The sequence below is a fragment of the Neotabrizicola shimadae genome (assembly GCF_019623905.1).
Taxonomy (GTDB): domain Bacteria; phylum Pseudomonadota; class Alphaproteobacteria; order Rhodobacterales; family Rhodobacteraceae; genus Neotabrizicola; species Neotabrizicola shimadae.
Window position 1 is genome coordinate 1,187,344 of sequence record NZ_CP069370.1, and the last position, 23,331, is coordinate 1,210,674.

The window sequence follows — 23,331 nt, forward strand, 5'->3', positions numbered from 1 at the left end:
CCGTCCTGTCAGGTCACAGGAAGAAATCGCCCTGCACCACGCTGGTCACCCCGGCCAGCAGGATCGAGAAGTCCACCACCCGGTCGCCGTTCAGGTCGCCGAACACCAGCACGCCGGCCGTGGATGCAGCCCACCGCAACTGTCCCGCCACCCCGCTGAAACCAAGCGTGTCGCGCCACAGGAAGGCATCGTTGGTCGCGTCGGTGCTGTCGGCATCCATGCTGCGTAGATCGATGTCATCGGCACCCGAGACAAAGCCGTTGATCTGGTCGCGCGTCGCGGCAGTCGCCCCGCTGTCCGACGCGTTGGCATAGATGAAATCATCCGCCCCGTCGTTGCCGATCAGGATGTCGCGGCCGGCCCCGCCGTTCAGCGTGTCGTCACCAAGGCCCCCCACCAGCGTGTCGAGGCCCGTGCTGCCCAGCAGAACATCGTTGCCGGCGGCACCCACAAGCGAATCGTTCCCGCCCCGGCCGTTCAGCCGGTTCGCCGCCGCATTGCCCATGATCGAATCCCCGGCCGATCCGCCGGTCGCATTCTCGATCACCACGCCATTCGCGATGGTATAGCCGCCATAAATGCCATCGGCAAAAGAGATGAACCCGCCCGATCCCGCAGCATAGCCCAGGGTCGCGGCGCGCAGGTCGATGGTGGCAGAAGAGGTTCCGTTGTAGACCACCTGATCCACGCCGCCGGTGTCCCAGATGCAGGCAAAGAAGGTGCCCGTGGCATTGGCTTCCGGCAGCACATAGGTCGAATTGCCCGCGGCGAAGGTCGTGTTCGCCCCGTACTTCTCTTGCAGCATGGCAATGTCAAAGGCCATCAGGGTGCCCTGATAGCCGTAGGGAATGGCGCTGTTCTCGCCCGATGGGTGCAACTGCCAGCCATCGTTGTAGGACATGGTCGTGTAGATGCCCTGGTTCAGGTCGAAGGTCCCTAAGGAATCGAAGGGATCGGTCACGCCCTGCCACACGGTCGAAGAGCCGCCATTGTCATGCGGATGCGCCAGGCCCATGCCATGCCCGAACTCATGGATCAGGGTGACAAAGCCGTAACCGCCCTGTTCCAGCCCGCCGGTGCCGGGCGCTGTCTCGTCCCAGCCGGTGCCGTTGCGGGCAAAGACGCCCACGCCCTCGTTCACCTCGCCGGGCGGGTTGAAATAGCCCAGAAAGCTGTTGTCCGTGGTCGTGACCAGCACGAACTCGGCCGCCGCCGCGTTGGTGGTGCGCGTGATGGTGACATTGGCGATGTTCTCGAACTGCTGGAACGCCAGCATCGCCTGCTGGATCTCATAGGCATTCCAGCCGAGCGACGTCACCCCGTCATAGGTCGTGCCGCGGGGCGCGAAATAGACCTGGATCACATTGGTCGAAACCTGCGTGCCCCAGTCGATGCTGTCCAGGAAACTTGGCGGCTTAACTGCATTGACCTCAACCGTGTACTCGCCCGTCAGGGCGTCGTCGTAGGCGCCCGCATTGATGTAATAGGTGCCGGTGGTCGTGGCGGTAAAGACCAGCAGGGAATTGGTGCCGGCGCCGCCATCGTCGTCGAAGGCAACCTGGATCCCGGCTGCGTTCATCAGTCGAAGATAGGTGTCACTGACCGCGTTGGCGCCGGTTCCGCTCAGGCTGATGCTGTATGTCCTGCCGGCCTGCAGTGTCACGGCAATCCAGTCGCGGTCGCCGGCGCTGTCCAGCTCGCTCGTCAGGCTTCCGCCGACGCCAATCGTCACCGTGGTCGAAATGTCGCCGGGAATCGTGTCCACGCCGGCAAGCACCGGCCGGGGGGCCTGGATGCTGGCGGCCGTCACCGAAGCCGGATTGATCCTGGTAAAGCCCACCGTCTCGCCGGCCACGGCCGCGCCAAGGTCAACCCCGTTGGTCTTGTCCGCGGCCAGGCCCCATTCCGTTCTGTCGTCCGGCCCGCCATTCAGGCCAAAGGCGGCGTCCGGGCTTCCGATCGGCGACAGGTTCGCTTCCCAGTCCTGAAGCCGGTCGACCGTGAAATCCGACATCGGTCAATTCCTTTCCTGCTGAAACGCATTCGGTCAGACACTGCGCCGAAGCCATCTTCCGTTCAACGCCTTTCCAATATGTCTCCCCCGCCGGTCCGCCTGGCGCCCCCCACAGGCGCCCGGCTTCGGGCAAGTGTTAAGTCCAAGTTAACATGAGATTGTAATGCATTGATTTCATTGAGAGTGACCAAGCGTCCGAGCTCGGACGCCCCTCAATGAAAACGGCCCCGGCAAAGCCGGGGCCGCGCAGACCCACCCTTGGGTCGGGTCAGTCCATCGCCTTGAAGTTCAGGCTGGCGCCCTCCTTGATCCCCGAGAACCACCGCGCCGTGACGGTCTTGGTCTTGGTATAGAACCGGAAGGCATCGGGCCCGTACTGGTTCAGGTCCCCGAAGGCCGACTTCTTCCAGCCGCCGAAGGTGTAGTAGGACAGGGGCACCGGGATCGGGAAGTTGATCCCCACCATGCCCACATTCACCCGGCTGGCAAAATCCCGCGCCGTGTCCCCATCCGCGGTAAAGATCGCCGTCCCGTTCCCGTACTCATTGTCGATGACCAGGTTCAGCGCGTCCTCATAGGACTTCATCCGCACCGTAGAAAGCACCGGCCCGAAGATCTCCTGCCGGTAGATGTCCATCTCCGTGGTGACGTGGTCAAACAGCGTGGGCCCGACGAAGAACCCGTTCTCGTAGCCCTGGATCTTGATCCCCCGGCCGTCGACCACCAGCTTCGCGCCCTGCTCGACGCCCGAACCGATCAGCCCGTTGATCCGGTCGCGCGCCTGCGCCGTGACCACGGGCCCGAAGTCCACGTCCTCGCCGGCGGTATAGGGCCCGACCTTCAGCTTCTCGATCCGCGGCACCAGCCGTTCGATCAGCGCGTCGGCGGTCTTCTCGCCCACTGGCACCGCGACCGAGATCGCCATGCAGCGCTCGCCCGCCGCGCCGTAGCCCGCACCCACCAGCGCATCCGCCGCCTTGTCCAAGTCGGCGTCGGGCATGATGATCATGTGGTTCTTGGCCCCGCCAAAGCACTGGGCCCGCTTGCCGTTGGTCGCGGCGCGGCCGTAGATGTACTGGGCGATCGGGGTCGAGCCGACGAAGCCGACGCCCTGGATCACCGGGTTGTCGAGGATGGCGTCCACCACCTCCTTGTCCCCGTTCACCACCTGCAGCACGCCGTCGGGCAGGCCCGCTTCCTTCAACAGTTGCGCCAGGAAGATCGAGGTCGAAGGCGTCCGCTCGGACGGCTTGAGGATCATGGCGTTGCCCGAGGCCAGTGCGGGGCCCATCTTCCACAGCGGGATCATCGCCGGAAAGTTGAACGGCGTGATGCCCGCCACCACGCCAAGCGGCTGGCGCATCGAGTAGATGTCGATGCCGGGCCCGGCATTGTCGGTCATCTCGCCCTTCAGCATGGCGGGCGCGCCCATGCAGACCTCGATGACCTCCAGCCCGCGCTGGACGTCGCCCCGCGCATCCGGGATGGTCTTGCCATGCTCGCGGCTGACCATCTCGGCCAGCTTCTCCATGTTCTGGTTGATGAGCGCACCGAAGGCCATCATCACGCGCGCCCGGCGCTGCGGGTTGGTGGCGGCCCACTTGACCTGCGCCTTCGCCGCCTCGTCGACGGCAGCATTCAATTCGGCCGTCGTGGCAAGAGCCACGCGGGCCTGAACCTCGCCCGTGGCCGGGTTGAAGACATCCGTGAACCGACCCGAAGTGCCGGGGACGAGCTTGCCGTTGATCCAGTGACCGATGCTTTGCATGGAATCCTCCCGATGTGCTGGGGGCAGAATAGTCTTGCGGAATTGCCAGAAGAAGAGGCAAGATTCCAAAGTGGATTTGCAATTCTGCAAAGGACGCAGATGGACTGGGATGACATGCGGGTCTTCCTTGCCGTCGCGCGGGCCGAAAGCCTGAGCGGTGCAGGGAGGGTCTTGAAGATTGACCCCGCCACGGTCGGGCGACGAGTGGCGCGGCTGGAGGAAGCTGTCGGCGCTCGGTTGTTTGCCAAGGGTCCGACCGGCTATGCGCTGAGCGAAGAGGGGCTGCGGCTTCTGGCCCATGCCGAACGGGCCGAGGCCGCGATGGAGGGCGCGGCCGAGGCCGTGACGGGTGCCGGTGGGCTGACAGGGCAGATCCGCCTTGGTGCGCCGGATGGTTGCGCGAACTATCTGCTGCCACAGGTACTGGCGGAGATCTGCGACGAAAACCCGGGGCTGGAGGTGCAGATCGTGGCCCTGCCGCGGGTGTTCAACCTGTCGCGACGCGAGGCGGATATGGCCATCGGCGTCAGCCGGCCAGAGGCGGGGCGGTTGAGGGTGCAGAAGCTGGCCGATTACCGGCTGCACTTTGCCGCATCCCGGGATTGGCTTGCCGCAAACGGACCAGTGACATCGTTGGCCGAACTGAAGCTGCACCGGATCGTCGGCTACATCCCCGACATGATATTCGACAAGGAACTGGATTATCTGTCCGGCCTGGGAATCGCGGCTGTGCCGCTGGCGTCGAACTCGGTCTCGGTCCAGTTGAACTGGCTGCGGGCCGGGGCAGGGGTGGGCATCGTGCACGACTTTGCGCTGCCCGCCGCGCCGGAATTGGTGAAGGTGATCCCGGAGGCGGTCAGCCTGGTCCGGGCCTTCTGGCTGATCCGGCACGAAAGCGACGGCCGGGCAGAGCGGCTTTCGCGGTTTGCCGACCTGTTGGCGGCCGGCGTAAGGAAAGAAGTGCAAAGGCTTGAGGCCATGGCTTGACAGAAAGTTGCGCAAGGAGAACACTTTGCGCAACAGGGGAGGCCAAGATGCTGGTTCAGCAGATTCTGAAGTCGAAGGCGGACGATGGGGTGGTGACCATTGCACCGGGCAGCACCATCGGCCAGGCGGTCGAAGTGCTTTCGATGCGCAAGATCGGCGCGCTTGTGGTCTCGCCCGATGGCAAACATGTGGCAGGAATCCTGTCCGAACGCGACGTCGTGCGCGAGTTGGGCCGGCGCGGCCCGGCCTTCCTGAACGACAAGGTCGACAGCATCATGACCTCGCGCATCGTGAGTTGCGCCCGCTCGGACAAGACCGACGACGTTCTGCAGAAGATGACCGACGGCCGGTTCCGCCACATGCCAGTGGTTGAGGGCGACGAGATGGTCGGATTGATCTCGATCGGCGATGTGGTGAAGGCCCGCCTGATGGAGCTTTCGGCAGAGAAGGATGCGCTGGAAGGAATGATCAAGGGCTTCTGACACGCTGCACTGCGGCGTTTTCCGCCTTGCATCTGATCGCGCAATATTGTTGCGTCTAGGGGGCAGTGCCGCGGCGGGAGAGACCATGCGCATCGGATTGTATCCCGGGACCTTCGATCCCGTCACCCTTGGTCACATCGACATCATTCAGCGGGCCATGGCCCTTGTGGACCGGCTGGTGATTGGCGTGGCCATCAATCGGGACAAGGGGCCGCTGTTCAACCTGGAGGAGCGGGTTGCCATGGTCGAAGCGGAGTGCCGCGAAATCGCAGCGCGCACCGGCGGCGAGATCGTGGTGCATCCGTTCGAAAACCTGCTGATCGACTGCGCGCGCGACGTGGGCGCGGGCATCATCATTCGTGGTCTGCGGGCGGTGGCCGATTTCGAGTACGAGTTCCAGATGGTCGGCATGAACCGCGCGCTGGACGCCACGGTCGAGACGGTGTTCCTGATGGCCGATGCCCGGCGCCAGGCGATTGCGTCGAAGCTGGTGAAGGAGATCGCGCGGCTTGGGGGCGACGTGTCGAAGTTCGTCACGCCTCCCGTGCGCGATGCTCTGGTAACGCGGTTCGGCTAGGCGTCACTCGTAGTCGATGGACACGGTCTTGCCCCGGAAGATGAAGTAGGCAAGCGCGGTGTAGGAGAGGATGATCGGCACGACGATCACCACACCGTAAAGCATGACCCGCAGGCTTTCTGTGGCGCTGGCGGCATCCCAGATCGTCAGTCTGTCGGGCAGGACGTAGGGATAGAAGCTGTAGGCCATGCCGCCGAAGCCCAGGACCATGAGCCCGAGCGCGCCGGCCAGCGGGCCCCAGGCCATGCGGTCGCCGGGAAGGGGCAGGGCGTCGAGCAGCCGCCAGAGCCAGGCCAGGATGACGAGGGCGAGGATCGGCAGAGGCGCGAGGTAAAGCGCCGTCGGGAGGTCGATCCACTTGTGGAACAAGCGTGGGCTTGCAAGCGGCGTGGCGATGGACACGGCCAGAAGTCCGACCAGCACGCCCCAGAGACTGCGGCGCGCCCATTCGATGGCCTTCAGTTGCAGCAGGCCCTCGGTCTTGAGGATGAGCCAAGCCGCGCCCGAGAAACTGTAGGCAACGGCCAGGCAGATTGCCGTCAACGCAGCGAAGGCAATGCTGATCGGGGTCAGGGCAAGCCCCAGGACATAAAGCCCCAGCATCGCACCCTGGGCCAGGCTGGCGACCAGGCTGCCCAGGAAGAATGCCTTGTCCCACAGGTGCTTGTTTCCCGAGGGCGCCTTGGCGCGAAATTCGAAGGCGACGCCGCGGAGGATCAGGCCGATCAGCATGGCGACGACCAACGGGTAGAGCGTGGTCAGGATCACCCCATTGGCCACCGGGAAGGCCACCAGTAGCAGCCCCACGGCAAGCACCAGCCAGGTTTCGTTGCCGTCCCAGAAGGGGCCAACCGAGCCGATGATGCGGTCCCGTTCCTCGGCATCGGCGAAAGGAGAGAGCAGACCCACGCCAAGGTCGAACCCGTCCAGCATGACGTAAAGAAGGATCGCCACACCCAGAAGTGCCGCGAAAATGACGGGAAGCCACCAGGCGATGTCAAAGGCCATGGGTTACTCCGCAGGCAGGGGGGGCGCAGCCGGCCGCGAGACGCGCGTGCCCGACCGAGCCAGGTGGAAGACGACATGCAGATAGGCGCCAAGCAACAGCAGATAGACGGAAAGGTAGGCGATCAGGCTACCCAGCATCATCCCCGAACCATGTGAGGCGGCGACATCCGCGGTCTTCAGGACACCGTCCACGATCCAGGGCTGGCGACCGACCTCTGTCACGTACCAACCGGCCAGGGTGGCGATCCAGCCAGAAAAAGTCATGAGCGCGGTGGCCTGTAAAAGCGGCCGGGGCAGGTGGCTTGCCCCACGGCGCCACAGATACCACGCGCCGGCCCAGGAGGTCAGCAGCATCAGCACCCCCATGCCGACCATGACACGGAAGGCGAAGAATGGCACCGCAACAGGCGGGTGGAGGATTTCGCCATCCGGCGCGACATAGTCGTCAAGGCCGGGAACGACGCCGTCCCAGCTGTGCGTCAGGATCAGCGAGGCGCCATGGGGGATCGAGATTTCCCACAGGTTGCGCCGCAGTTCTTCATCCGGCCAGGCGAACAGGATCAACGGCTTGTCCGGCCCGGTCTGCCAGTTCGCCTCCATCGCGGCAATCTTCTGGGGCTGGTGCTTCAAGGTGTTCAGGCCGTGGCTGTCGCCCACCTTCATCTGGACCGGAATAACGATGGCGGCCAGGACAAGCCCGGTGCGCAGCGCGGATTTCACAGCTTCGGACCGGTCGCCGATCAACATACGATAGGCCGATACCCCTGCCACCAGGAAGGAGGCCGTCATGACCGAGGCCAGCAGCATGTGGGTGACCCTGTAGGGCATCGAGGGATTGAACAGGATCGCGCCCCAATCGGTGGCATGGGCCACGCCGTCCCGCATCTCGAAGCCGGCCGGCGTCTGCATCCAGCTGTTCAACGCGAGGATCCAGAAGGCCGAGGAGGTGGTGCCGATTGCGACCAGCAGGGTTGCGGCAACATGCGCCCAGGCCGGTACGCGGCCCGCTCCAAAGAGCATCACGCCCAGGAAGACAGCTTCAAGAAAGAAGGCGGTCATCACTTCGTAGGCCAGCAGGGGCCCGGCGATGTTGCCGACGTGGTTCATGAAGCCGGGCCAGTTCGTGCCAAACTGGAACGACATGGTCAGACCGGACACCACACCCAATCCGAAACTCAGGGCGAAGACCTTCACCCAGAAGTGGTAGGCCTCCATCCACTTGTGCTCACCGGTCGTGGCAAAGCGAAGCCGGAAGAAAAGCAGGATCCAGCCAAGCGCGATGGTGATCGACGGAAACAGGATATGGAACGAGACGTTCGCCGCGAACTGGATGCGAGCAAGGATCAAGGGGTCCATGGCAGGCCTTCGGTGGGGGCTTTTGCCAATCTCTAACGCAGGATAGCCGCTGCGGATAGCCTTGTTTGCCGCCCTGCGCTGCGGCGATCAGCCGCCCGTGTGGCTCATGTGGCGGCTGACCTGGCCTTCGACCCGACGGCGCGAATAGTCGAAATCGTGCCCCTTGGGCTTGCGCGCTATGGCGGCGCGTATGGACTGGTCCAGAACCGCGTCGTCCGGGCTGGCTCGCAGCGGCGCGCGAAGGTCTGCCATGTCTTCCTGACCGAGGCACATGTACAGCTCGCCCGTGCAGGTCAGCCTGACCCGATTGCAGCTTTCGCAGAAGTTGTGGGTCAAGGGCGTGATGAAGCCGATCTTTTGACCCGTCTCTTCCAGCCGAACATAACGGGCGGGGCCACCGGTGCGTTCGACCAGGTCCGTGAGTGTGAAGCGTGTGGCCAGGCTGGCCCGCAGATCGCGCAGCGACCAGTACTGGTCAAGCCGGTCCGCCTCGCCCATGTCGCCCATGGGCATGACTTCGATGAAGGTCAGATCATGGCCTTCGCGGGCGCACCAGTCCACCATCGGGAACAGTTCGTCATCGTTCACGCCCTTCAGCGCCACGGCGTTGATCTTGACGCGCAAGCCCGCGGCCTGGGCGGCCTCGATCCCGTGCAGCACTTGCGGCAGGCGGCCCCACCGAGTGATCCTGGCAAACTTGTCGGGGTCCAGGGTGTCCAGCGATACGTTCACGCGACGCACCCCGCAGGCAGCCAGATCGGGCGCAAACCGGGCCAGTTGCGAGCCGTTTGTGGTCAGCGTCAACTCCGTGAGCGCCCCCGTTTCCAGATGGCGCGACATGGCCTGGAAGTAGGTGAGGATCCCCTTGCGCACCAAGGGCTCGCCCCCGGTGATGCGCAGTTTCTTAACCCCAAGGCGGATGAAGGCGGATGAGAGCCTGTCCAGTTCTTCCAGCGTGAGCAGTTCTGCCTTTGGCAGGAAGGTCATGTGTTCCGTCATGCAATAGGTGCAGCGGAAATCGCAGCGGTCAGTCACCGAGACGCGCAGATAGCTGATGGCGCGGGCAAACGGGTCGATGAGGGGCGCTGTATCCATGTCGATGAACCTAGGCCCATGCCGCCGGCATCGCAAGGCGGCCGCATGGACGCGGCCCGTCGTTGCGACTAAAGTGATGGCATGAAACAACCGCTTCTGATTGCCCTGATCCTCTTGCTCGCCGGTTGCGCGCAGCTTGCGCCCAAGCCGGTAGAACCTCTTGCTCCCGAGCCTGTCGCCGCAGCGCCGGCCCCTGCAATCGGCGGTGCGGGGAAGACGGCGGAAGCCCTGGACAACACGACGGCCGCCGAACGCGCCGCCGCTTTGGCCGCGCCCGCGGGGACGGGCCGCGAACTGGGCAAGGTGACGGTCGCGCTTGGCCCGCCGGCCGAGCAGGGCTTCTGGCTGAAGTCCTCCCTTGTCACCACACCCGGAAAGGGTCGTGTGGTGACCGAGTCGGGCGCATCTGTGGCGGTGGACTTGCTGCCCGGAACGGGCGGGGCCTTGCTTTCACTTGCCGCTTACCGGGCGCTTGGCCTGGATCTGACATCGATCCCCGAGGTGAGTGTGCTGGCCGACTGAGCGCGTTTCGTCAGGTCAGGAATTTCGCGGCTTCCTTTCGGGCGAAGGGCTTCATTTCGCTGCCGTGCGCATCAAGGAAGGCTGCGGCGCGCGGTCTGTCGTGCTTTGAAAGGTCGCGGATCCACCAGGCGACCGCCTTCTGAATGAACCATTCGCGATCTGGAACATAGCCCGCGCACCACGACAGGATACGGTCGCGCGCGGCGAGGTCGGCTGGCTTTGGAAAGTTCATCTTTGCCCATGGAAGCGTCATCACCAGGGCTGCGCGACGTGTCCACATGTGCGGGGACCGGGTCCAGCCTTCGACAACCTCCAAACGGGTCGGATCGGCGACCAGCCGTTTCTGGCCTGCGATGGCGACATGGTCGGCAAGAGCCCAGGCATCGAAATCGGGCACCCAGGCCTGGATCAGCGCCCAGACCCGTTCGTCTGGCCGGATACGGGCCTGCGTCAACAGCTTTGCCGCCGCCACGCGCGCTTCGTGGATGTTTGTCGCCCAAAGGCCTTCCGCCAGGTCCAGGCGTTCATCCAGGGTCAATCGCGCACGCCAGTCGTCGGTTAGTTCCTCGATCTGGGGCACGGAAACACCCAGATAGGGGCGGGGCGCCTTGTGGTAAGCCGCCGCCTGTTCGGCGCGGACGGAATCGCCAAGCGATTCCAGTGCGGCGAGCGCCGCGTCGGAAGAGATAAGGCTGGGCATCAGAGATTTGCCTCGATGCCCGTGGGCTGGCCATTCAGGGTGGTGGCGTTCCGCTCGGCCCAATAGCTGCGAATTCCGTCTTCCCCCTTGCCTTCGGCCCAGGATTTCAGTGTTGGCCGCTCGGCGCGGAATTCCAGGAAGGGAACGGCGTAGCCGCAGGAGCTTTGTACCAGATCAATCGAGACCTCGACGATTTGCCGCGCACCCGGCTGGTCGGGCAGCAAGCCCGCCAGTGCCGGCCAGTCCGGATCGTTCCTGTGGACCGCGCGCCCGGTTCCGTACGTCCGAAGAATCATGGGCTTCAGCGTTGTCGACATCCACATCAGCGTGATGCGGGGATCGGCCGCCAGTTGAGGAGCCGTTTCGTTCCCCGAGCCGGTGAGGTTGAGCCAGACAATCCGGTTCGATGAAACGACCCGCAGCGAGTCCATCCCCTTCGGAGAGAGATTCACGTGGCCGCCTGGCAAAGGCACGGTGGCCACAAAGAATACCGGCTGTTGCGCGATGAAGGCGGTATGCTCTTCGCTCAGACCTTCGAACTGCTTGCCCATCAAATCCTCCGTGATCCCCGCAGGATGGATGTCGGAGGCGCCTTGTGCAAGGTCAGGGTCGGCGGATCACGAAACGCACGTCCGCCACGGGCACACCCCACCGGCTGACGACGCCGTCGTTGATCACCGTGCCGTCGGGGGCCGCGTAGATGATGTCACGGAAACCAAGTCGGGTCACGCCAGACAACGAGCGGAAATCCGCGGTGTAGGTCAGCCGGATCACGCCATCTGCTTCGATGACCTCTGCCTCGCCCACGGTGTCCTCACGCTTGCCGGTCCAGCGTCCAGGGCCGGTTTCGCGGAAGACCCATGTGAGACGGTCTTCCTGCCCATCATCGAAAACAAAGTCCTCGGTGACCGTCAGCGTTCGGGCTGGCGCTTTGCCCGTAGCCTGGCCGTAGAGTTTCGCGGTGAAGCGCCGCTCGTCGCCGGTCAGGCGGATACGAAACACGCCGCGGCCGGTTGTTCGCCCCTGGAAGGCCGAGACGAGCGTCAGAGGCTCGGGCAACTCCGCGGGAGCGCGGGGTGATGCAGCGCAGCCGGGAATGGCCAAGGCGGCAGCGCCGGCGATCAGGAAACGTCGGTTCATCATTGAACTCCTTTCATCGGGTACGCCTGTCAAGGCGACCCGGATCAGCGGTTCACTCGACGGTCACCGACTTTGCCAGGTTTCGCGGCTGATCAACGTCCGTGCCCTTCGCGATGGCGGTATGATAAGCCAGAAGTTGCGCAGGGACGGCGTAGAGGATGGGGGCGAAAAGCGAGGGGCATTCGGGCAGAGCCAACCCGCGCCACACTCCGGCTCCGGCTTCGGCGAGGCCGGTCGCATCGGAAACTAGCAGGACCCGTCCGTGCCGTGCCATGACTTCCTGCATGTTGGATACCGTCTTGTCGAACAGCGCGTCCCTTGGAGCCAGAACGATGACCGGGACCGTGTCGTCGATCAGGGCGATTGGGCCATGCTTCAGTTCGCCCGAAGCATAACCTTCTGCGTGGATATAGCTGATTTCCTTGAGTTTAAGTGCGCCTTCGAGCGCGAGTGGGTACATCGCGCCCCGGCCCAGGAAAAGCACGTCCTCGGACCGTGCCAGGTCTTCCGCGATCCGGGCAACATCGCCGGACAGGCCGAGCGCATGATTCATCAATCCGGGCAGCGCCCGCAATCCATTCAGGTGCTGCGCCAGTTCATCCGGCCCAAGTCGGCCTCGGTCCCGCCCGGCCTTCAGCGCAAGCAGGGCAAGCACCGTCAGCTGGCAGGTGAATGCCTTCGTCGATGCCACCCCGACCTCGACCCCCGCAAGGATCGGCAAAGCAAGGTCGCTTTCGCGGGCAATCGACGATGTGGGCACGTTCACGACCGAGAGAACCTTGCCGACCTTGCCCTTCGCATAACGCAGGGCCGCCAGGGTATCTGCCGTCTCGCCGGATTGGCTGACGAAGATCGCAACCGCACCGGGCAAAAGAGGCGGCTCGCGGTAACGGAACTCCGAGGCGATGTCGATGTCGGCCGGAAGTCCAGCGATTTGCTCGAACCAGTACTTCGCGACGTGGCACGCGTAATGCGCCGTGCCGCAGGCCACGAGCGTAACCCGATCTACTGTTGAGAAATCCAGTGATTCCGGCAGGTTGATCGCACCATCCCGAGTGGTGTAGTGCCGTAAGGCGTCTGCGATCACCACTGGTTGCTCGGCGATCTCCTTGGCCATGAAATGCTTGTAGCCCGCTTTTTCGATGCGGGTTGCATCCAGTTGGATCCGCGCTTCCGGCCTGCTGGCCGGGCGGTCCTGTGCGTCGAAGATCGTCGCGCCGGCACGCGTGATGACGGCCCAGTCGCCTTCGTCCAGATAGGTGATGCGGTCGGTCATGGGGGCCAGCGCTATGGCGTCGGACCCCACATACATCTCGCCATCGCCCCAGCCGATGGCCAGCGGGCTGCCCTTGCGCGCGGCAATCAGCAGGTCATCCTCGCCATCGAACAGGAACAGCAGGGCAAATGCGCCATGAAGCAGCTTCAGGGTGCTGCGCGCCGCATCGGCAGGTGAGGCGCCGTTCGCCATTGCCCGTTGCAAAAGAAGGGCGACGGTTTCGGTGTCGGTCTGGGACTCCTGAACATATCCGGAAGCCGCAAGGTCTTCCCGAAGTTCTCGAAAGTTCTCGATGATGCCGTTGTGAACCACGGCGACGGGACCAGCCTTGTGCGGATGCGCGTTGACCACCGTTGCTGCGCCATGCGTCGCCCAACGGGTATGTCCGATTCCCGACTTTCCCGGCAGAGGATCGTGCACCAACAGGTCGGAAAGGTTGACGAGTTTGCCGACCGCCCGACGTCTGTCCAGTCGACCGGAATTCACCGTCGCGATTCCGGCGCTGTCGTAGCCACGATATTCAAGGCGCTTCAGGGCCTCGACGATGAGGGGAGAAACCTCGTGCGTGCCAAGAACGCCAACGATGCCGCACATTTCAATTTATTCCCGTTTTCTGGGCCTTTATGGCGCGAAGTTTCTCAAGAATGCGAACAGCAAGGCCTGGCTTGACCTCTTGCCGCGCACGGCCGAATGCCAAGGCTTCAGGCGGGACATCATATGTGATCACAGAACCCGAAGCCGTCATGGCCCGCGCACCGACAGAGACTGGTGCGACAAGCATCGTGTCGGAACCGATGAAGGCATGGGCGCCGATCTCGGTCCGGTTCTTCATCACGCCATCGTAGTTGCAGGTCACGGTGCCTGCGCCGATATTTGTGTGCTCACCCACATGGGCGTCGCCCAGATAGGTCAGGTGCCCAACCTTAACGCCCTCATCCAGAATGGTATTCTTGATCTCGACGAAGTTTCCCACGTGGACGTGCTCGGCCAGTTCGGCGCCCGGTCGCAGACGAGCAAAGGGTCCCACATCGGCACCTCGAGAGATGTGGCAGCCTTCAAGGTGACAGAAGGCCTTGACCTCTGCGCCGGATTCGATGGTGACGCCCATGCCGAAATGAACGTAGGGACCGATGATAGCGTCGCGCCCGATCACGGTGTCCATGGCGAAGAACACCGTCTCTGGCGCCGTGAGCGTGACGCCGTTCTCCAGCGCTTCGGAACGGGCGCGGGCCTGGAATTGCGCTTCTGCCTCAGCGAGTTGCGCCCGCGTATTGACGCCAAGCGTTTCTTCTTCGCGGCAAGTGACGACCCCGGCCGACAGACCACGCCGGCGCGCGATTTCAACGATATCCGGCAAGTAGTACTCGCCCGATGCGTTTGCGTTGCTGATCTCTGAAACCAGTTCGAACAGCATGCGCGCCGAAGCGCAAACCACTCCGGAATTACACAATGTGACCGAACGTTCGTTTTCTGTCGCGTCCTTCCACTCCACGATCCGGGTCAGCCTGTCGCCTTCCATGATCAGCCTGCCATACCGGCCCGGATCGCGGGCCGTGAAACCGAGCACGACGACCGCATGTTGCGACCGGGCTTCAAGCATGGCCTGCAGGGTCTCGGGCCGAATGAACGGGGTGTCGCCGTAGAGCACGATCACCTCCCCCTCGGCGGTCGCCAGGGCAGGCGCAGCCTGGGCAACGGCGTGGCCGGTGCCGCGCTGTTCCTCCTGGATCACGATTTCGGCTGCCTCATCGAAAGCGAGGGCCGACTTCGCCACCTCCTGGCCGCCATGCCCGACCACAACCACGATTCGAGATGGCTCCAACGCGCGCCCGGCGCACATCGCATGATGGAGCAGTGGTGCTGCGGCCACCTTGTGAAGCACCTTGGGCAGGTCGGAGTTCATGCGCGTGCCCTGGCCCGCGGCGAGAATGACAAAGGAGACGGACATCTGCTCTCTTTTCTTGGTTCTGCTGTCGTTTTACGAGCGTCGCCACGGGGCGCAAGGGGCGGCCTATCACGCAAGGTTACAGGATGCGAACGGTTGTCTTCGATCTGGACGGAACGCTGGCCGATACGTCGGGTGATCTGCTCGCGGCCGCGAATGTCTGCTTCTCCGAGATGGGGCATGGCGTCCAACTTGGTCCTGCGGATGCACTGACCGCTTTCCATGGGGCTCGAGCGATGCTCAGGCTTGGACTTTCACGCTTGGGTCTTCAGGATGAAACCGTGGTGGATGCGTGGTATCCGCGACTGCTTTCCGCCTATGGCGAGAGTCTGGACGCGGCGACTTTCGTCTACCCTGGCGCCGTGCAGGCGGTGGAGGCGCTTCGCATGGCCGGCTATCGCACGGCAATCTGCACCAACAAGCCAGAGGGGCTGGCTGTGGAACTGGTGCGCCGCCTGGGGATATCGGATCTGTTCGGTGCGCTGGTCGGGGCGGATACCCTGCCCGTGCGCAAACCCGATGCCGCGCCCTACAGGTTGGCGGTTGAGCGCAGCGGTGGGGAAGTGAGGCGGTCGATGCTTGTAGGGGACACTGACACCGACCGCCAGACGGGGCACGCCGCAGGCGTTCCCGTCGTTCTGGTGACCTTCGGGCCCGAAGGCCGTGGGGTCGAAAGGTTTGCGCCGGAGGCGCTGATGGACCGGTACGCCGATCTTCCGGCCATCGCGGCGCAACTGATCGGCTGACCCCCGGCACCGGGGAGGGCGGTGCCGGGGATCCTGGTCGCAACCCCGCCTTGCCGCCTGCTTCAATACGGCGTCGGGCGGGGACAGCCCGAGGCGAGGCGGAAGAGGCACTTGGGGAAGGCCGTCTTCCTGCCAGCACCATGGGCAAGACGGCGCCAGGCGTCCAATGACAAAGATCGTCATGCAGCGGCCTGTCGACGGGCGGGGCAGTTTGACAGTTTCCGGGGGCCCGCATAGGGTCCGGCTACCATGTCCACCGACGCAAAGCCTCTGCCGGTCTCGCGCCATGCGGTGACCTTCGTGCTGATCACCGTGTTTCTGGACATGGTCGGAATCGGTCTGATCATCCCTGTCCTTCCCGCGCTGATTGGCGATGTCGGCCATGTCGATATCGCACAGGCCAGCATCATCGGCGGATGGATGTATCTGGCTTTCTCGGCCGCACAGTTCGCCTTCGGTCCGTTGATGGGGAACCTGAGCGACAGGTTCGGTCGCCGGCCATTGCTGCTGCTGGCGATCGGCGGGCTGGGCATCGACTACGTGTTGCAGGCGTTGGCACCGAATGTGGGCTGGCTCTATGTCGGCCGGGCCATCGCAGGTGTCTGCGGGGCGAGTTGGGTGATCGCCAATGCCTACATCGCCGACATCACGGCGCCCGAAGAGCGGGCCAAATACTTCGGCATCCTGGGCGCAGCCTTTGGCGTGGGCTTCGTGGTTGGTCCAGCCATCGGCGGACTTCTCGGCAGTTTCGGGCCCCGTGTCCCCTTCTGGGTCGCGGCTGCGATTTCCGGGTTGAACCTGCTCTATGGCTTTTTCGTCCTGCCGGAAACGCTGCCGCCCGAAAAGCGCCGCCGCTTTGAATGGAGGAGGTCCAACCCATTCGGCGTGTTCAAGGTCTTTGCGACCTATCCCAAGGTGTTGCCGCTGTGCGGGGTGATGGGTGGCTATTTCTTCTTCGGCGCGATCTATCCGGCGATCTGGCCGTTCTGGGGCATTGCAAAGTTCGGCTGGTCGGAGGCGATGGTGGGTGCGACCCTGGCCGTCTTCGGTATCGTCATGGCGCTGTTCCAGGGCCTGCTGACCGGGCCGGCAGCCGCGCGCTTTGGCGAGGCGCGGGTCGTGCTGTTCGGCCTTTTCTGCGCTGTCATTGCGGCTGTGGGTTACGGCCTTGCCTCCGGCCTCGTAATGGTTGCCATTCTGCTGGTGATCCACGGGCCCGAGGGCTTCATCTCGCCCATGGTGACAGCCGAAATGACCAAGGCCGTGCCTGACAATGCGCAGGGCGAGTTGCAGGGCGGTCTATCGGCCATCACGACGCTGACCATGTTGGCCGGGACGCTGTTCTTCACACAGGTCTTCGGGCACTTCATGGCAAAGGGCCGCGCCTGGCAATCTCCGGACGTCGGCTTCTTCATCGCTGGCGCCGGGCTTGCCGTGACGATGGTAGCATACTGGATGGTTGAACGTAGGGCTCCCAGGGCAGAATGACCGACGCGAATTTCACCGGAAGCTTCACCCAGCAGGAACCGATCCCCGAAGAGGGCATCGCCGCAGCGATGGAGGTGCTTCGCCATGGACGACTGCACCGTTACAATACCGTTTCTGGCGAAGTGGCCGAGACGGCGCTGCTGGAAGAGGAGTTTGCCTCGCTTACGGGTGCCCGCTATGCGCTTGCCGTGTCCTCGGGGGGCTATGCCATGGCAACCGCCCTGCGGGCCGTGGGCGTGGGGCAGGGCGATACCGTGCTGTCCAACGCCTTCACGTTGGCCCCGGTCCCTGGCGCCATCGCTTCGGTCGGGGGGCGGCCGGTTTTCGTCGAGGTCACAGAGGACCTGACGCTGGACTTTGGCCATCTTGAAAGCCAGGCAAGGGCCACCGGGGCGAAGGTCCTGCTTCTCAGCCACATGCGCGGCCATGTGTGCGACATGGAGGCGCTGATGGACTTGTCCTCCGTGCTCGGACTGACGGTGGTGGAGGATTGCGCTCACACCATGGGCGCCATGTGGCGCGGTGTTCCATCAGGACGCCACGGGACTGTCGGTTGCTTTTCCATGCAGACCTACAAGCACGTCAACGCGGGTGAGGGGGGATTTGTCATCACCGACGACCCTGACGTAGCCGCCCGGGCTGTGCTTCTTTCAGGGTCCTACATGCTTTTTTCCCGTCACCGCGCCGCGCCGGGGCCCGAGCATTTCGAAGGCCTTCGTCTCGATACCCCCAACATCTCGGGCCGGATGGACAATCTGCGCGCGGCCATCCTGCGGCCGCAGTTGAAGTTACTGGATGACAGGCGGCATCGCTGGCGAGGTCTCTACGAGACGATCGAGACCGGCCTCAAGGGTGTTCCGGGACTTCGGCTGATTGTCCGGCCGGCCGAAGAAGACTTCGTCGGCTCGTCCTTTCAGTTCCTTCTGCCCGACTGGGACCAGGCCCGTATCCGCAGCCTGATCGCGCGTTGTTCGGCGCGCGGGGTCGAGTTGAAATGGTTCGGCGCGCCCGAACCGGTGGCCTTCACCTCGCGCTATGACCACTGGCGATATGCCAGCCCCGAGCCCCTGCCACAGACCGACCGGGTGCTGGCGGGGCTGATCGACATGCGGCTACCTCTGACCTTCAGCGAGTCTGATTGCCGCCTGATTTCCGCAATCATCCGGGACGAGGCGATGCGCGTGGGACAGGGCGAGGTGGAGGCAGTGGCGCACGCGCCGCTGGCGGATTGATGGACCTGTCTTTCCTGGAAGGGCGCACCAGCCTGCTGGCAACCGACTTTCCGGTGCTTGCCGAATGGCTTGGTGTGCTTGCGTCGGTGATCGAGCTGCTGGCTGTCGTCGTCATGGCGGTGGGTGTCTTTCGCTTCGTTGCGGGCTTCGTGACCGCCGAGACAGCTGGCACGGCGCGGCGCGCGCGACTGGACGCGGCCCGGCGTGACCTGGGGCGGTACATACTTTCGGGTCTTGAAGTGCTGATCGTGTCGGACATCATCCACACGGCGGTTTCGATGCAATTGGCTGACCTTGTCTTCCTCGGCCTGCTGGTCGTGATCCGGTCGGCGATCAGCTATTTCCTCGGGCGCGAGATCGAGGCCATCGAACGCCAGGAACGCGGCGAGTGAACGGGGGCAAGAATGCCGGAACTGCGCAAGACGGAGTATGTGGGCGAGGTCGTCTGGCTGGGGCAGACGACCAGGGTGAATGACCTGCTGCTGGCCGAGGTCGTGGAGAAGGTCGATCTGACGCTCGACGGCATCTTGGGCGAGATACATTCGGGCGCAACGCGGCCTGCCTGTGTCAGGGTTCGCGACCTTTATGCCGAGGGGACCGAGATCGCGAATACCCGTCAGTTGACGATACTGTCCGAAGAAGACCTTGTGGCCATCGCCGCCGACATGCGGCTCGACCGGGTTGACCCAGCGAGGATGGGCGGAAACGTCGTGCTGCGCGGCATCCCGGATTTCACGCATCTGCCACCCTCATCCCGGCTGCAGGCAGAAAGCGGGGCGACCCTGGTAGTCGACCGGCTCAATCTCCCCTGCACGATTCCCGCACGCTCGATCGAGGCGGCGCATCCCGGCTTCGGCAAGGCGTTCAAGCCCGCGGCCGCCGGCCGGCGAGGGGTCACCGCCTGGGTTGAACGCGGTGGCGAACTGCGGATCGGGTCGCGCCTGCGCCTCTTCGTGCCAGACCAGAGAGCCTGGCATCCTGAAGACGTCGCCTGAGTCGCGTTCTGTTTCGATGGCGCCATGCCGCGCTGCGGCAAGTCGAAGCGGCATCGTTGCAAATCGTCGCTTTGAAAGGCCGGAAAGGCGGGTTCCGGGCACCGCCTTCGGTTGACCCCGCAAGGGGCGCGGAGTAAACGAGGCGCATGGACTGAACCGGCGCGGAAGTCGCCGGGGCCCGCTTGTCGCCAGCCGAAGGAGCACCTCTTGGACGCACTTCTGAGGGAATACACTCCCATTCTCATGCTTCTGGGAATCGCCGTGGCGCTTGGCCTCGTGCTGATCCTCGCAGCGGCCGTCCTGGCCGTCCGCAATCCCGATCCCGAGAAGGTGTCGGCCTACGAATGCGGGTTCAACGCCTTCGACGATGCGCGGATGAAGTTCGATGTCCGCTTCTACCTTGTTTCGATCCTGTTCATCATCTTCGACTTGGAAGTGGCGTTCCTCTTCCCTTGGGCCGTCGCCTTCGGCGATCTCAGCATGGTGGCCTTCTGGTCGATGATGGTCTTCCTTGCCGTTCTGACCATCGGTTTTGCCTATGAATGGAAGAAGGGGGCCCTGGAATGGGAGTGATGACCGGGGCCAACACTGCCGCCGCCGACCACGAGGTCGCCGTCCAGGCGCTGAACCGCGAGTTGTCGGACAAGGGCTTCCTGCTGACCTCGACCGAGGACATCATCAACTGGGCGCGCATCGGTTCGCTGCACTGGATGACGTTCGGTCTGGCCTGTTGCGCCGTAGAGATGATGCACACATCGATGCCGCGCTATGATCTGGAACGTTTCGGCACCGCCCCTCGGGCCTCGCCGCGCCAGTCGGACCTCATGATTGTCGCCGGCACCCTGACCAACAAGATGGCGCCGGCGCTGCGCAAGGTCTATGACCAGATGCCCGAGCCGCGCTATGTGATCTCAATGGGATCCTGCGCCAATGGCGGCGGCTACTATCACTACAGCTATTCCGTTGTGCGCGGCTGCGACCGCATCGTGCCGGTAGATGTCTATGTGCCGGGCTGCCCGCCCACGGCCGAGGCGCTGCTGTACGGAATCCTGCAACTGCAGCGGAAGATCCGCCGCACCGGCACCATCGCCCGCTGAGGAGACGCCCCATGTCCGACGTCAAGTCCGAAGCCCTGGCCGAGCTTGCCGCCCATATCGCGGCCCGGCACCCCGAGGCGGTGCTCGACAGCATGATCGCCTTCGGTGAGCTGACGCTCGACGTGCCGTCGGCGCATCTGGAAACACTGGTCGAGTTCCTGCGTGCGGACAGTGCGTGCCGGTTCTCTTCCCTTGTGGACATCACCGCTGTTGACCATCCCGAACGCCCCGCGCGCTTCGACGTCGTCTACCACTTCTTGTCCATGTATCAGAACCAGCGCATCCGCCTGCGTGTCGCCGTCCGCGAAGACGAGATGTGCCCGTCGATCATTCCCATCCACCCCTCGGCCAACTGGTTCGAGAGGGAGGTGTTCGACATGTTCGGCATCATCTTCACCGGCCACCCGGACCTGCGCCGCATACTGACGGACTACGGCTTCCGCGGCCATCCGCTTCGCAAGGACTTTCCGACCACCGGTTATGTCGAGGTCCGCTTCGACGAGGCAGAAAAACGTGTCGTCTACGAACCCGTGAAGTTGGTGCAGGAGTACCGGCAGTTCGACTTCATGTCGCCATGGGAAGGTGCGCAGTACATCCTTCCCGGCGACGAGAAGAAAGCCTGACGGGGCGGCACGGCGTGAGTGGAGAACCCACAGTCCTCTTTGGGGTCGGAGCGGCGAAAGCCGCAACTTCCTGGTTGCACGACTATCTGGTCGGGCACCCAGATTGCTCGTTCCGGCGCGTCAAGGAATTGCACTACTTTGACGCCGCCGAAAGCGGCAAATGGGGCGGACAGATCAAGCGTATGGAGGGCGAGCTTGCGCGCCTGACCGCACGGTTGCCGGAGTTCTCCAACAAGCGGGCCGAATGGTTCGCGCGGCGCATCGCTGACCACACCGAGTGGTTGGAAGTGCTCAAGGTGCGGCGACGTGATGACGCGTTGTACCTGGACTATCTGATGGCACGGGGCGGCCGGCTCGTGGGCGATGTCACACCAGCCTACTCGCTCTTGCCGATCGAGACCTTGTCCAGCATGGCGACTTTGGCTCCTGACGTGCGCTTCGTCTATCTTATCCGCGATCCGGTTTCGCGGCTCTGGAGCCATGTCCGCATGAACGCGGCCCGTGCCGGGGGTGCTGCGCAGGTCGAAGACCGGGCCAAGGTCCTGATGGACCAGGTGCTTGCGGACCCTGAAAGCGAAGCAGCGCAGAGCATCCTTTCGCGCGGCGACTATGCCGGGGCTCTGCTGCGGCTATCGGCAGCTGTGGCTCCATCGCAGCTGTTCGTCTGCTTCATGGAGGACATGGTCGCGCCCGAAGGGGTGAATGCCCTGTGCGATTTCCTGGGCGTGCAACGGCATCCTGGCCAATATGAACGGCGCGTTCACGAAGGTACGCCAATGGCGCTTGACGCCCGTCGGCGTACAGAGGCGGCCGCGCTCCTGCAAGACCAGTACGACTTTGTGGCGCGCATCTTCCCGAACCTGCCCGAGGCTTGGCACCGCAGCCTAGGCCAGATGGCAGCATGAGGGGCAGGCGCATGACAACGAACACCATGACTTTTCCCCGCCGCATCACCCGCGCAGCGCGAGCGGTATGGAACGACGGCATCAGACAGGAGATCCGGCCATGATGGACGGCGATATTCGTCAGAGCACCTATGACGACGGGTCGGTCGATGCGGTGACAGGCGAACAGAAGATCCGCAACTTCAACATCAACTTCGGTCCGCAACACCCTGCGGCGCATGGCGTTCTGCGCCTGGTGCTAGAGCTTGACGGCGAAATCGTCGAACGCTGCGATCCGCATATCGGTCTCCTTCACCGCGGTACCGAAAAGCTGATGGAAAGCCGCACCTACCTGCAGAACCTGCCGTATTTCGACCGGCTCGACTATGTCGCGCCGATGAACCAGGAACACGCCTGGTGCCTGGCGATCGAACGGCTGACCGGCGTGCAGGTGCCCCGTCGCGCTTCGTTGATCCGCGTTCTTTATTCCGAAATCGGCCGCGTCCTGAACCACCTCCTGAACGTCACGACCCAGGCGATGGACGTGGGGGCGCTGACCCCGCCGCTGTGGGGATTTGAAGAGCGCGAGAAGCTGATGATCTTCTACGAACGCGCCTGCGGGGCTCGGCTACACGCAGCGTATTTCCGGCCGGGCGGGGTTCACCAGGATCTTCCGGCAGGCCTGCTCGACGATATCGAGGCTTGGGCAGATCACTTCCCGAAGGTGCTGGACGACATCGACGGCCTGCTGACCGAGAACCGCATCTTCAAGCAGCGCAATGCCGACATCGGCGTCATCTCGGAAGAAGAGATTCAGCAGTGGGGCTATTCCGGCGTCATGGTGCGCGGCTCGGGCCTGGCCTGGGACCTGCGCCGTTCGCAGCCCTACGAATGCTATGACGAATTCGACTTCAAGATTCCCGTCGGCAAGAACGGCGACTGCTATGACCGTTATCTTTGCCGCATGGCCGAGATGCGCGAGTCCACGTCGATCATCCGGCAGGCCATTGCAAAGCTGCGCGAACCGGCCGGGAATACCGACGTTCTTGCGCGTGGCAAGATCACGCCGCCGAAGCGGGGAGAGATGAAGACCTCGATGGAGGCCCTCATCCACCACTTCAAGTTGTACACCGAAGGCTTCCACGTTCCTTCGGGCGAGGTCTATGCCGCCGTCGAGGCGCCGAAGGGCGAGTTTGGCGTGTATCTGGTGGCCGACGGCACCAACAAGCCCTACCGCGCCAAGATCCGTGCGCCGGGCTTCCTGCACCTGCAATCCATGGATCATGTCGCCAAGGGCCACCTTCTGGCCGACGTCTCGGCCATCATCGGCACGATGGACATCGTCTTCGGCGAGGTGGACCGGTGAACCACACGCCGCGCCACACCGGATGCGCCC

The 23,331-nt window shown here is 63.8% G+C and carries 24 protein-coding genes; 14 read left to right on the forward strand and 10 right to left on the reverse strand.

Annotated features, from left to right (window positions below):
• Positions 1 to 13: 13 nt before the first annotated feature.
• Together JO391_RS05690 and JO391_RS05695 are read right to left on the reverse strand one after the other, a co-directional pair.
• Positions 14 to 2,014, reverse strand: coding sequence for a M10 family metallopeptidase C-terminal domain-containing protein (locus JO391_RS05690; protein ID WP_220663245.1), 2,001 nt, complete (start codon positions 2,012 to 2,014; stop codon positions 14 to 16).
• A gap of 268 nt (positions 2,015 to 2,282) precedes the next feature.
• Positions 2,283 to 3,782, reverse strand: coding sequence for a CoA-acylating methylmalonate-semialdehyde dehydrogenase (locus tag JO391_RS05695; protein WP_220663246.1), 1,500 nt, complete (start codon positions 3,780 to 3,782; stop codon positions 2,283 to 2,285).
• Positions 3,783 to 3,881: 99 nt separating this feature from the next.
• Between JO391_RS05695 and JO391_RS05700 the strand changes: the two genes are divergently transcribed.
• From JO391_RS05700 to coaD, 3 genes are all read left to right on the forward strand, one after another.
• Positions 3,882 to 4,769: a LysR family transcriptional regulator gene (locus tag JO391_RS05700; RefSeq protein WP_220663248.1), complete on the forward strand. Its 888-nt coding sequence runs from the start codon at positions 3,882 to 3,884 to the stop codon at positions 4,767 to 4,769.
• A 47-nt stretch (positions 4,770 to 4,816) separates the two neighbouring features.
• On the forward strand, positions 4,817 to 5,251 hold the full coding sequence (locus JO391_RS05705; protein ID WP_220663250.1) for a CBS domain-containing protein: 435 nt from the start codon (positions 4,817 to 4,819) through the stop codon (positions 5,249 to 5,251).
• A gap of 85 nt (positions 5,252 to 5,336) precedes the next feature.
• The gene (gene coaD, locus JO391_RS05710; protein ID WP_220663252.1) at positions 5,337 to 5,828 is read left to right on the forward strand and encodes a pantetheine-phosphate adenylyltransferase; all 492 of its coding nucleotides are present in this window, start codon (positions 5,337 to 5,339) and stop codon (positions 5,826 to 5,828) included.
• A gap of 3 nt (positions 5,829 to 5,831) precedes the next feature.
• Here coaD and JO391_RS05715 read toward each other — a convergent pair whose 3' ends face one another.
• From JO391_RS05715 to moaA, 3 genes are all read right to left on the reverse strand, one after another.
• A complete protein-coding gene (locus JO391_RS05715) occupies positions 5,832 to 6,836 on the reverse strand; it encodes a cytochrome d ubiquinol oxidase subunit II (RefSeq protein WP_220663254.1) in 1,005 nt (334 codons plus the stop codon).
• Between the two features lie 3 nt (positions 6,837 to 6,839).
• Positions 6,840 to 8,192, reverse strand: coding sequence for a cytochrome ubiquinol oxidase subunit I (locus JO391_RS05720; protein ID WP_220663256.1), 1,353 nt, complete (start codon positions 8,190 to 8,192; stop codon positions 6,840 to 6,842).
• A gap of 87 nt (positions 8,193 to 8,279) precedes the next feature.
• Positions 8,280 to 9,287 carry a GTP 3',8-cyclase MoaA gene (moaA, locus tag JO391_RS05725; RefSeq protein WP_220663258.1) on the reverse strand — a complete coding sequence of 336 codons (1,008 nt, stop codon included), beginning with the start codon at positions 9,285 to 9,287 and terminating at the stop codon, positions 8,280 to 8,282.
• An 81-nt stretch (positions 9,288 to 9,368) separates the two neighbouring features.
• On the opposite strand from moaA, the gene JO391_RS05730 reads away from it, so the two are divergent.
• On the forward strand, positions 9,369 to 9,809 hold the full coding sequence (locus JO391_RS05730; RefSeq protein WP_220663260.1) for a hypothetical protein: 441 nt from the start codon (positions 9,369 to 9,371) through the stop codon (positions 9,807 to 9,809).
• Positions 9,810 to 9,819: 10 nt separating this feature from the next.
• Here the strand turns inward: JO391_RS05730 and JO391_RS05735 are convergent, their stop codons facing one another.
• The 5 genes from JO391_RS05735 to glmU are packed head-to-tail and all read right to left on the reverse strand — an operon-like array spanning position 9,820 to position 14,873.
• Positions 9,820 to 10,509, reverse strand: a complete 690-nt coding sequence (locus tag JO391_RS05735) for a DNA alkylation repair protein (RefSeq protein WP_375155685.1) — start codon at positions 10,507 to 10,509, stop codon at positions 9,820 to 9,822.
• Positions 10,509 to 11,060 carry a pyridoxamine 5'-phosphate oxidase family protein gene (locus JO391_RS05740; RefSeq protein WP_220663261.1) on the reverse strand — a complete coding sequence of 184 codons (552 nt, stop codon included), beginning with the start codon at positions 11,058 to 11,060 and terminating at the stop codon, positions 10,509 to 10,511. The genes JO391_RS05735 and JO391_RS05740 overlap by 1 nt, the downstream gene beginning before the upstream one ends.
• 52 nt (positions 11,061 to 11,112) lie before the next feature.
• The gene (locus JO391_RS05745) at positions 11,113 to 11,649 is read right to left on the reverse strand and encodes a DUF3833 family protein (protein ID WP_220663263.1); all 537 of its coding nucleotides are present in this window, start codon (positions 11,647 to 11,649) and stop codon (positions 11,113 to 11,115) included.
• 52 nt (positions 11,650 to 11,701) lie between these two features.
• On the reverse strand, positions 11,702 to 13,519 hold the full coding sequence (glmS, locus tag JO391_RS05750; protein WP_220663265.1) for a glutamine--fructose-6-phosphate transaminase (isomerizing): 1,818 nt from the start codon (positions 13,517 to 13,519) through the stop codon (positions 11,702 to 11,704).
• Between the two features lies 1 nt (position 13,520).
• On the reverse strand, positions 13,521 to 14,873 hold the full coding sequence (gene glmU / locus JO391_RS05755) for a bifunctional UDP-N-acetylglucosamine diphosphorylase/glucosamine-1-phosphate N-acetyltransferase GlmU (RefSeq protein ID WP_220663267.1): 1,353 nt from the start codon (positions 14,871 to 14,873) through the stop codon (positions 13,521 to 13,523).
• Between the two features lie 83 nt (positions 14,874 to 14,956).
• Between glmU and JO391_RS05760 the strand changes: the two genes are divergently transcribed.
• The 10 genes from JO391_RS05760 (at position 14,957) to JO391_RS05805 (ending at position 23,301) form a co-directional block, all read left to right on the forward strand.
• Positions 14,957 to 15,616, forward strand: a complete 660-nt coding sequence (locus JO391_RS05760; RefSeq protein ID WP_220663269.1) for an HAD-IA family hydrolase — start codon at positions 14,957 to 14,959, stop codon at positions 15,614 to 15,616.
• A 249-nt stretch (positions 15,617 to 15,865) separates the two neighbouring features.
• A complete protein-coding gene (locus JO391_RS05765; RefSeq protein WP_220663271.1) occupies positions 15,866 to 17,104 on the forward strand; it encodes a TCR/Tet family MFS transporter in 1,239 nt (412 codons plus the stop codon).
• Positions 17,101 to 18,336, forward strand: a complete 1,236-nt coding sequence (locus tag JO391_RS05770) for a DegT/DnrJ/EryC1/StrS family aminotransferase (protein WP_220663273.1) — start codon at positions 17,101 to 17,103, stop codon at positions 18,334 to 18,336. The genes JO391_RS05765 and JO391_RS05770 overlap by 4 nt, the downstream gene beginning before the upstream one ends.
• Positions 18,336 to 18,728 (forward strand): DUF1622 domain-containing protein, encoded by a 393-nt coding sequence (locus JO391_RS05775; RefSeq protein ID WP_220663275.1) that lies wholly within the window; start codon positions 18,336 to 18,338, stop codon positions 18,726 to 18,728. Before JO391_RS05770 ends, JO391_RS05775 begins: the two co-directional genes overlap by 1 nt.
• A 12-nt stretch (positions 18,729 to 18,740) precedes the next feature.
• Complete coding sequence (locus JO391_RS05780) at positions 18,741 to 19,331, forward strand: MOSC domain-containing protein (RefSeq protein ID WP_220663277.1); 591 nt, start codon at positions 18,741 to 18,743, stop codon at positions 19,329 to 19,331.
• Between the two features lie 207 nt (positions 19,332 to 19,538).
• The gene (locus tag JO391_RS05785; RefSeq protein WP_220663279.1) at positions 19,539 to 19,904 is read left to right on the forward strand and encodes an NADH-quinone oxidoreductase subunit A; all 366 of its coding nucleotides are present in this window, start codon (positions 19,539 to 19,541) and stop codon (positions 19,902 to 19,904) included.
• Positions 19,895 to 20,428 carry a NuoB/complex I 20 kDa subunit family protein gene (locus tag JO391_RS05790; protein WP_220663281.1) on the forward strand — a complete coding sequence of 178 codons (534 nt, stop codon included), beginning with the start codon at positions 19,895 to 19,897 and terminating at the stop codon, positions 20,426 to 20,428. The genes JO391_RS05785 and JO391_RS05790 overlap by 10 nt, the downstream gene beginning before the upstream one ends.
• A gap of 11 nt (positions 20,429 to 20,439) precedes the next feature.
• Positions 20,440 to 21,051, forward strand: a complete 612-nt coding sequence (locus JO391_RS05795; RefSeq protein ID WP_220663283.1) for an NADH-quinone oxidoreductase subunit C — start codon at positions 20,440 to 20,442, stop codon at positions 21,049 to 21,051.
• Between the two features lie 74 nt (positions 21,052 to 21,125).
• On the forward strand, positions 21,126 to 21,956 hold the full coding sequence (locus JO391_RS05800; RefSeq protein WP_220663285.1) for a sulfotransferase: 831 nt from the start codon (positions 21,126 to 21,128) through the stop codon (positions 21,954 to 21,956).
• A 100-nt stretch (positions 21,957 to 22,056) separates the two neighbouring features.
• Complete coding sequence (locus tag JO391_RS05805) at positions 22,057 to 23,301, forward strand: NADH-quinone oxidoreductase subunit D (RefSeq protein ID WP_375155686.1); 1,245 nt, start codon at positions 22,057 to 22,059, stop codon at positions 23,299 to 23,301.
• The last annotated feature ends 30 nt before the right edge of the window (positions 23,302 to 23,331 follow it).

Coding starts and splice junctions, on each gene's coding strand:
- JO391_RS05690 (WP_220663245.1), bottom strand. CDS start 2,014: ATGTCGGATTTCACGGTCGACCGGCTTCAGGACTGGGAAGCGAACCTG.
- JO391_RS05695 (WP_220663246.1), bottom strand. CDS start 3,782: ATGCAAAGCATCGGTCACTGGATCAACGGCAAGCTCGTCCCCGGCACT.
- JO391_RS05700 (WP_220663248.1), top strand. CDS start 3,882: ATGGACTGGGATGACATGCGGGTCTTCCTTGCCGTCGCGCGGGCCGAA.
- JO391_RS05705 (WP_220663250.1), top strand. CDS start 4,817: ATGCTGGTTCAGCAGATTCTGAAGTCGAAGGCGGACGATGGGGTGGTG.
- coaD (WP_220663252.1), top strand. CDS start 5,337: ATGCGCATCGGATTGTATCCCGGGACCTTCGATCCCGTCACCCTTGGT.
- JO391_RS05715 (WP_220663254.1), bottom strand. CDS start 6,836: ATGGCCTTTGACATCGCCTGGTGGCTTCCCGTCATTTTCGCGGCACTT.
- JO391_RS05720 (WP_220663256.1), bottom strand. CDS start 8,192: ATGGACCCCTTGATCCTTGCTCGCATCCAGTTCGCGGCGAACGTCTCG.
- moaA (WP_220663258.1), bottom strand. CDS start 9,287: ATGGATACAGCGCCCCTCATCGACCCGTTTGCCCGCGCCATCAGCTAT.
- JO391_RS05730 (WP_220663260.1), top strand. CDS start 9,369: ATGAAACAACCGCTTCTGATTGCCCTGATCCTCTTGCTCGCCGGTTGC.
- JO391_RS05735 (WP_375155685.1), bottom strand. CDS start 10,509: ATGCCCAGCCTTATCTCTTCCGACGCGGCGCTCGCCGCACTGGAATCG.
- JO391_RS05740 (WP_220663261.1), bottom strand. CDS start 11,060: ATGGGCAAGCAGTTCGAAGGTCTGAGCGAAGAGCATACCGCCTTCATC.
- JO391_RS05745 (WP_220663263.1), bottom strand. CDS start 11,649: ATGAACCGACGTTTCCTGATCGCCGGCGCTGCCGCCTTGGCCATTCCC.
- glmS (WP_220663265.1), bottom strand. CDS start 13,519: ATGTGCGGCATCGTTGGCGTTCTTGGCACGCACGAGGTTTCTCCCCTC.
- glmU (WP_220663267.1), bottom strand. CDS start 14,873: ATGTCCGTCTCCTTTGTCATTCTCGCCGCGGGCCAGGGCACGCGCATG.
- JO391_RS05760 (WP_220663269.1), top strand. CDS start 14,957: ATGCGAACGGTTGTCTTCGATCTGGACGGAACGCTGGCCGATACGTCG.
- JO391_RS05765 (WP_220663271.1), top strand. CDS start 15,866: ATGTCCACCGACGCAAAGCCTCTGCCGGTCTCGCGCCATGCGGTGACC.
- JO391_RS05770 (WP_220663273.1), top strand. CDS start 17,101: ATGACCGACGCGAATTTCACCGGAAGCTTCACCCAGCAGGAACCGATC.
- JO391_RS05775 (WP_220663275.1), top strand. CDS start 18,336: ATGGACCTGTCTTTCCTGGAAGGGCGCACCAGCCTGCTGGCAACCGAC.
- JO391_RS05780 (WP_220663277.1), top strand. CDS start 18,741: ATGCCGGAACTGCGCAAGACGGAGTATGTGGGCGAGGTCGTCTGGCTG.
- JO391_RS05790 (WP_220663281.1), top strand. CDS start 19,895: ATGGGAGTGATGACCGGGGCCAACACTGCCGCCGCCGACCACGAGGTC.
- JO391_RS05795 (WP_220663283.1), top strand. CDS start 20,440: ATGTCCGACGTCAAGTCCGAAGCCCTGGCCGAGCTTGCCGCCCATATC.
- JO391_RS05805 (WP_375155686.1), top strand. CDS start 22,057: ATGATGGACGGCGATATTCGTCAGAGCACCTATGACGACGGGTCGGTC.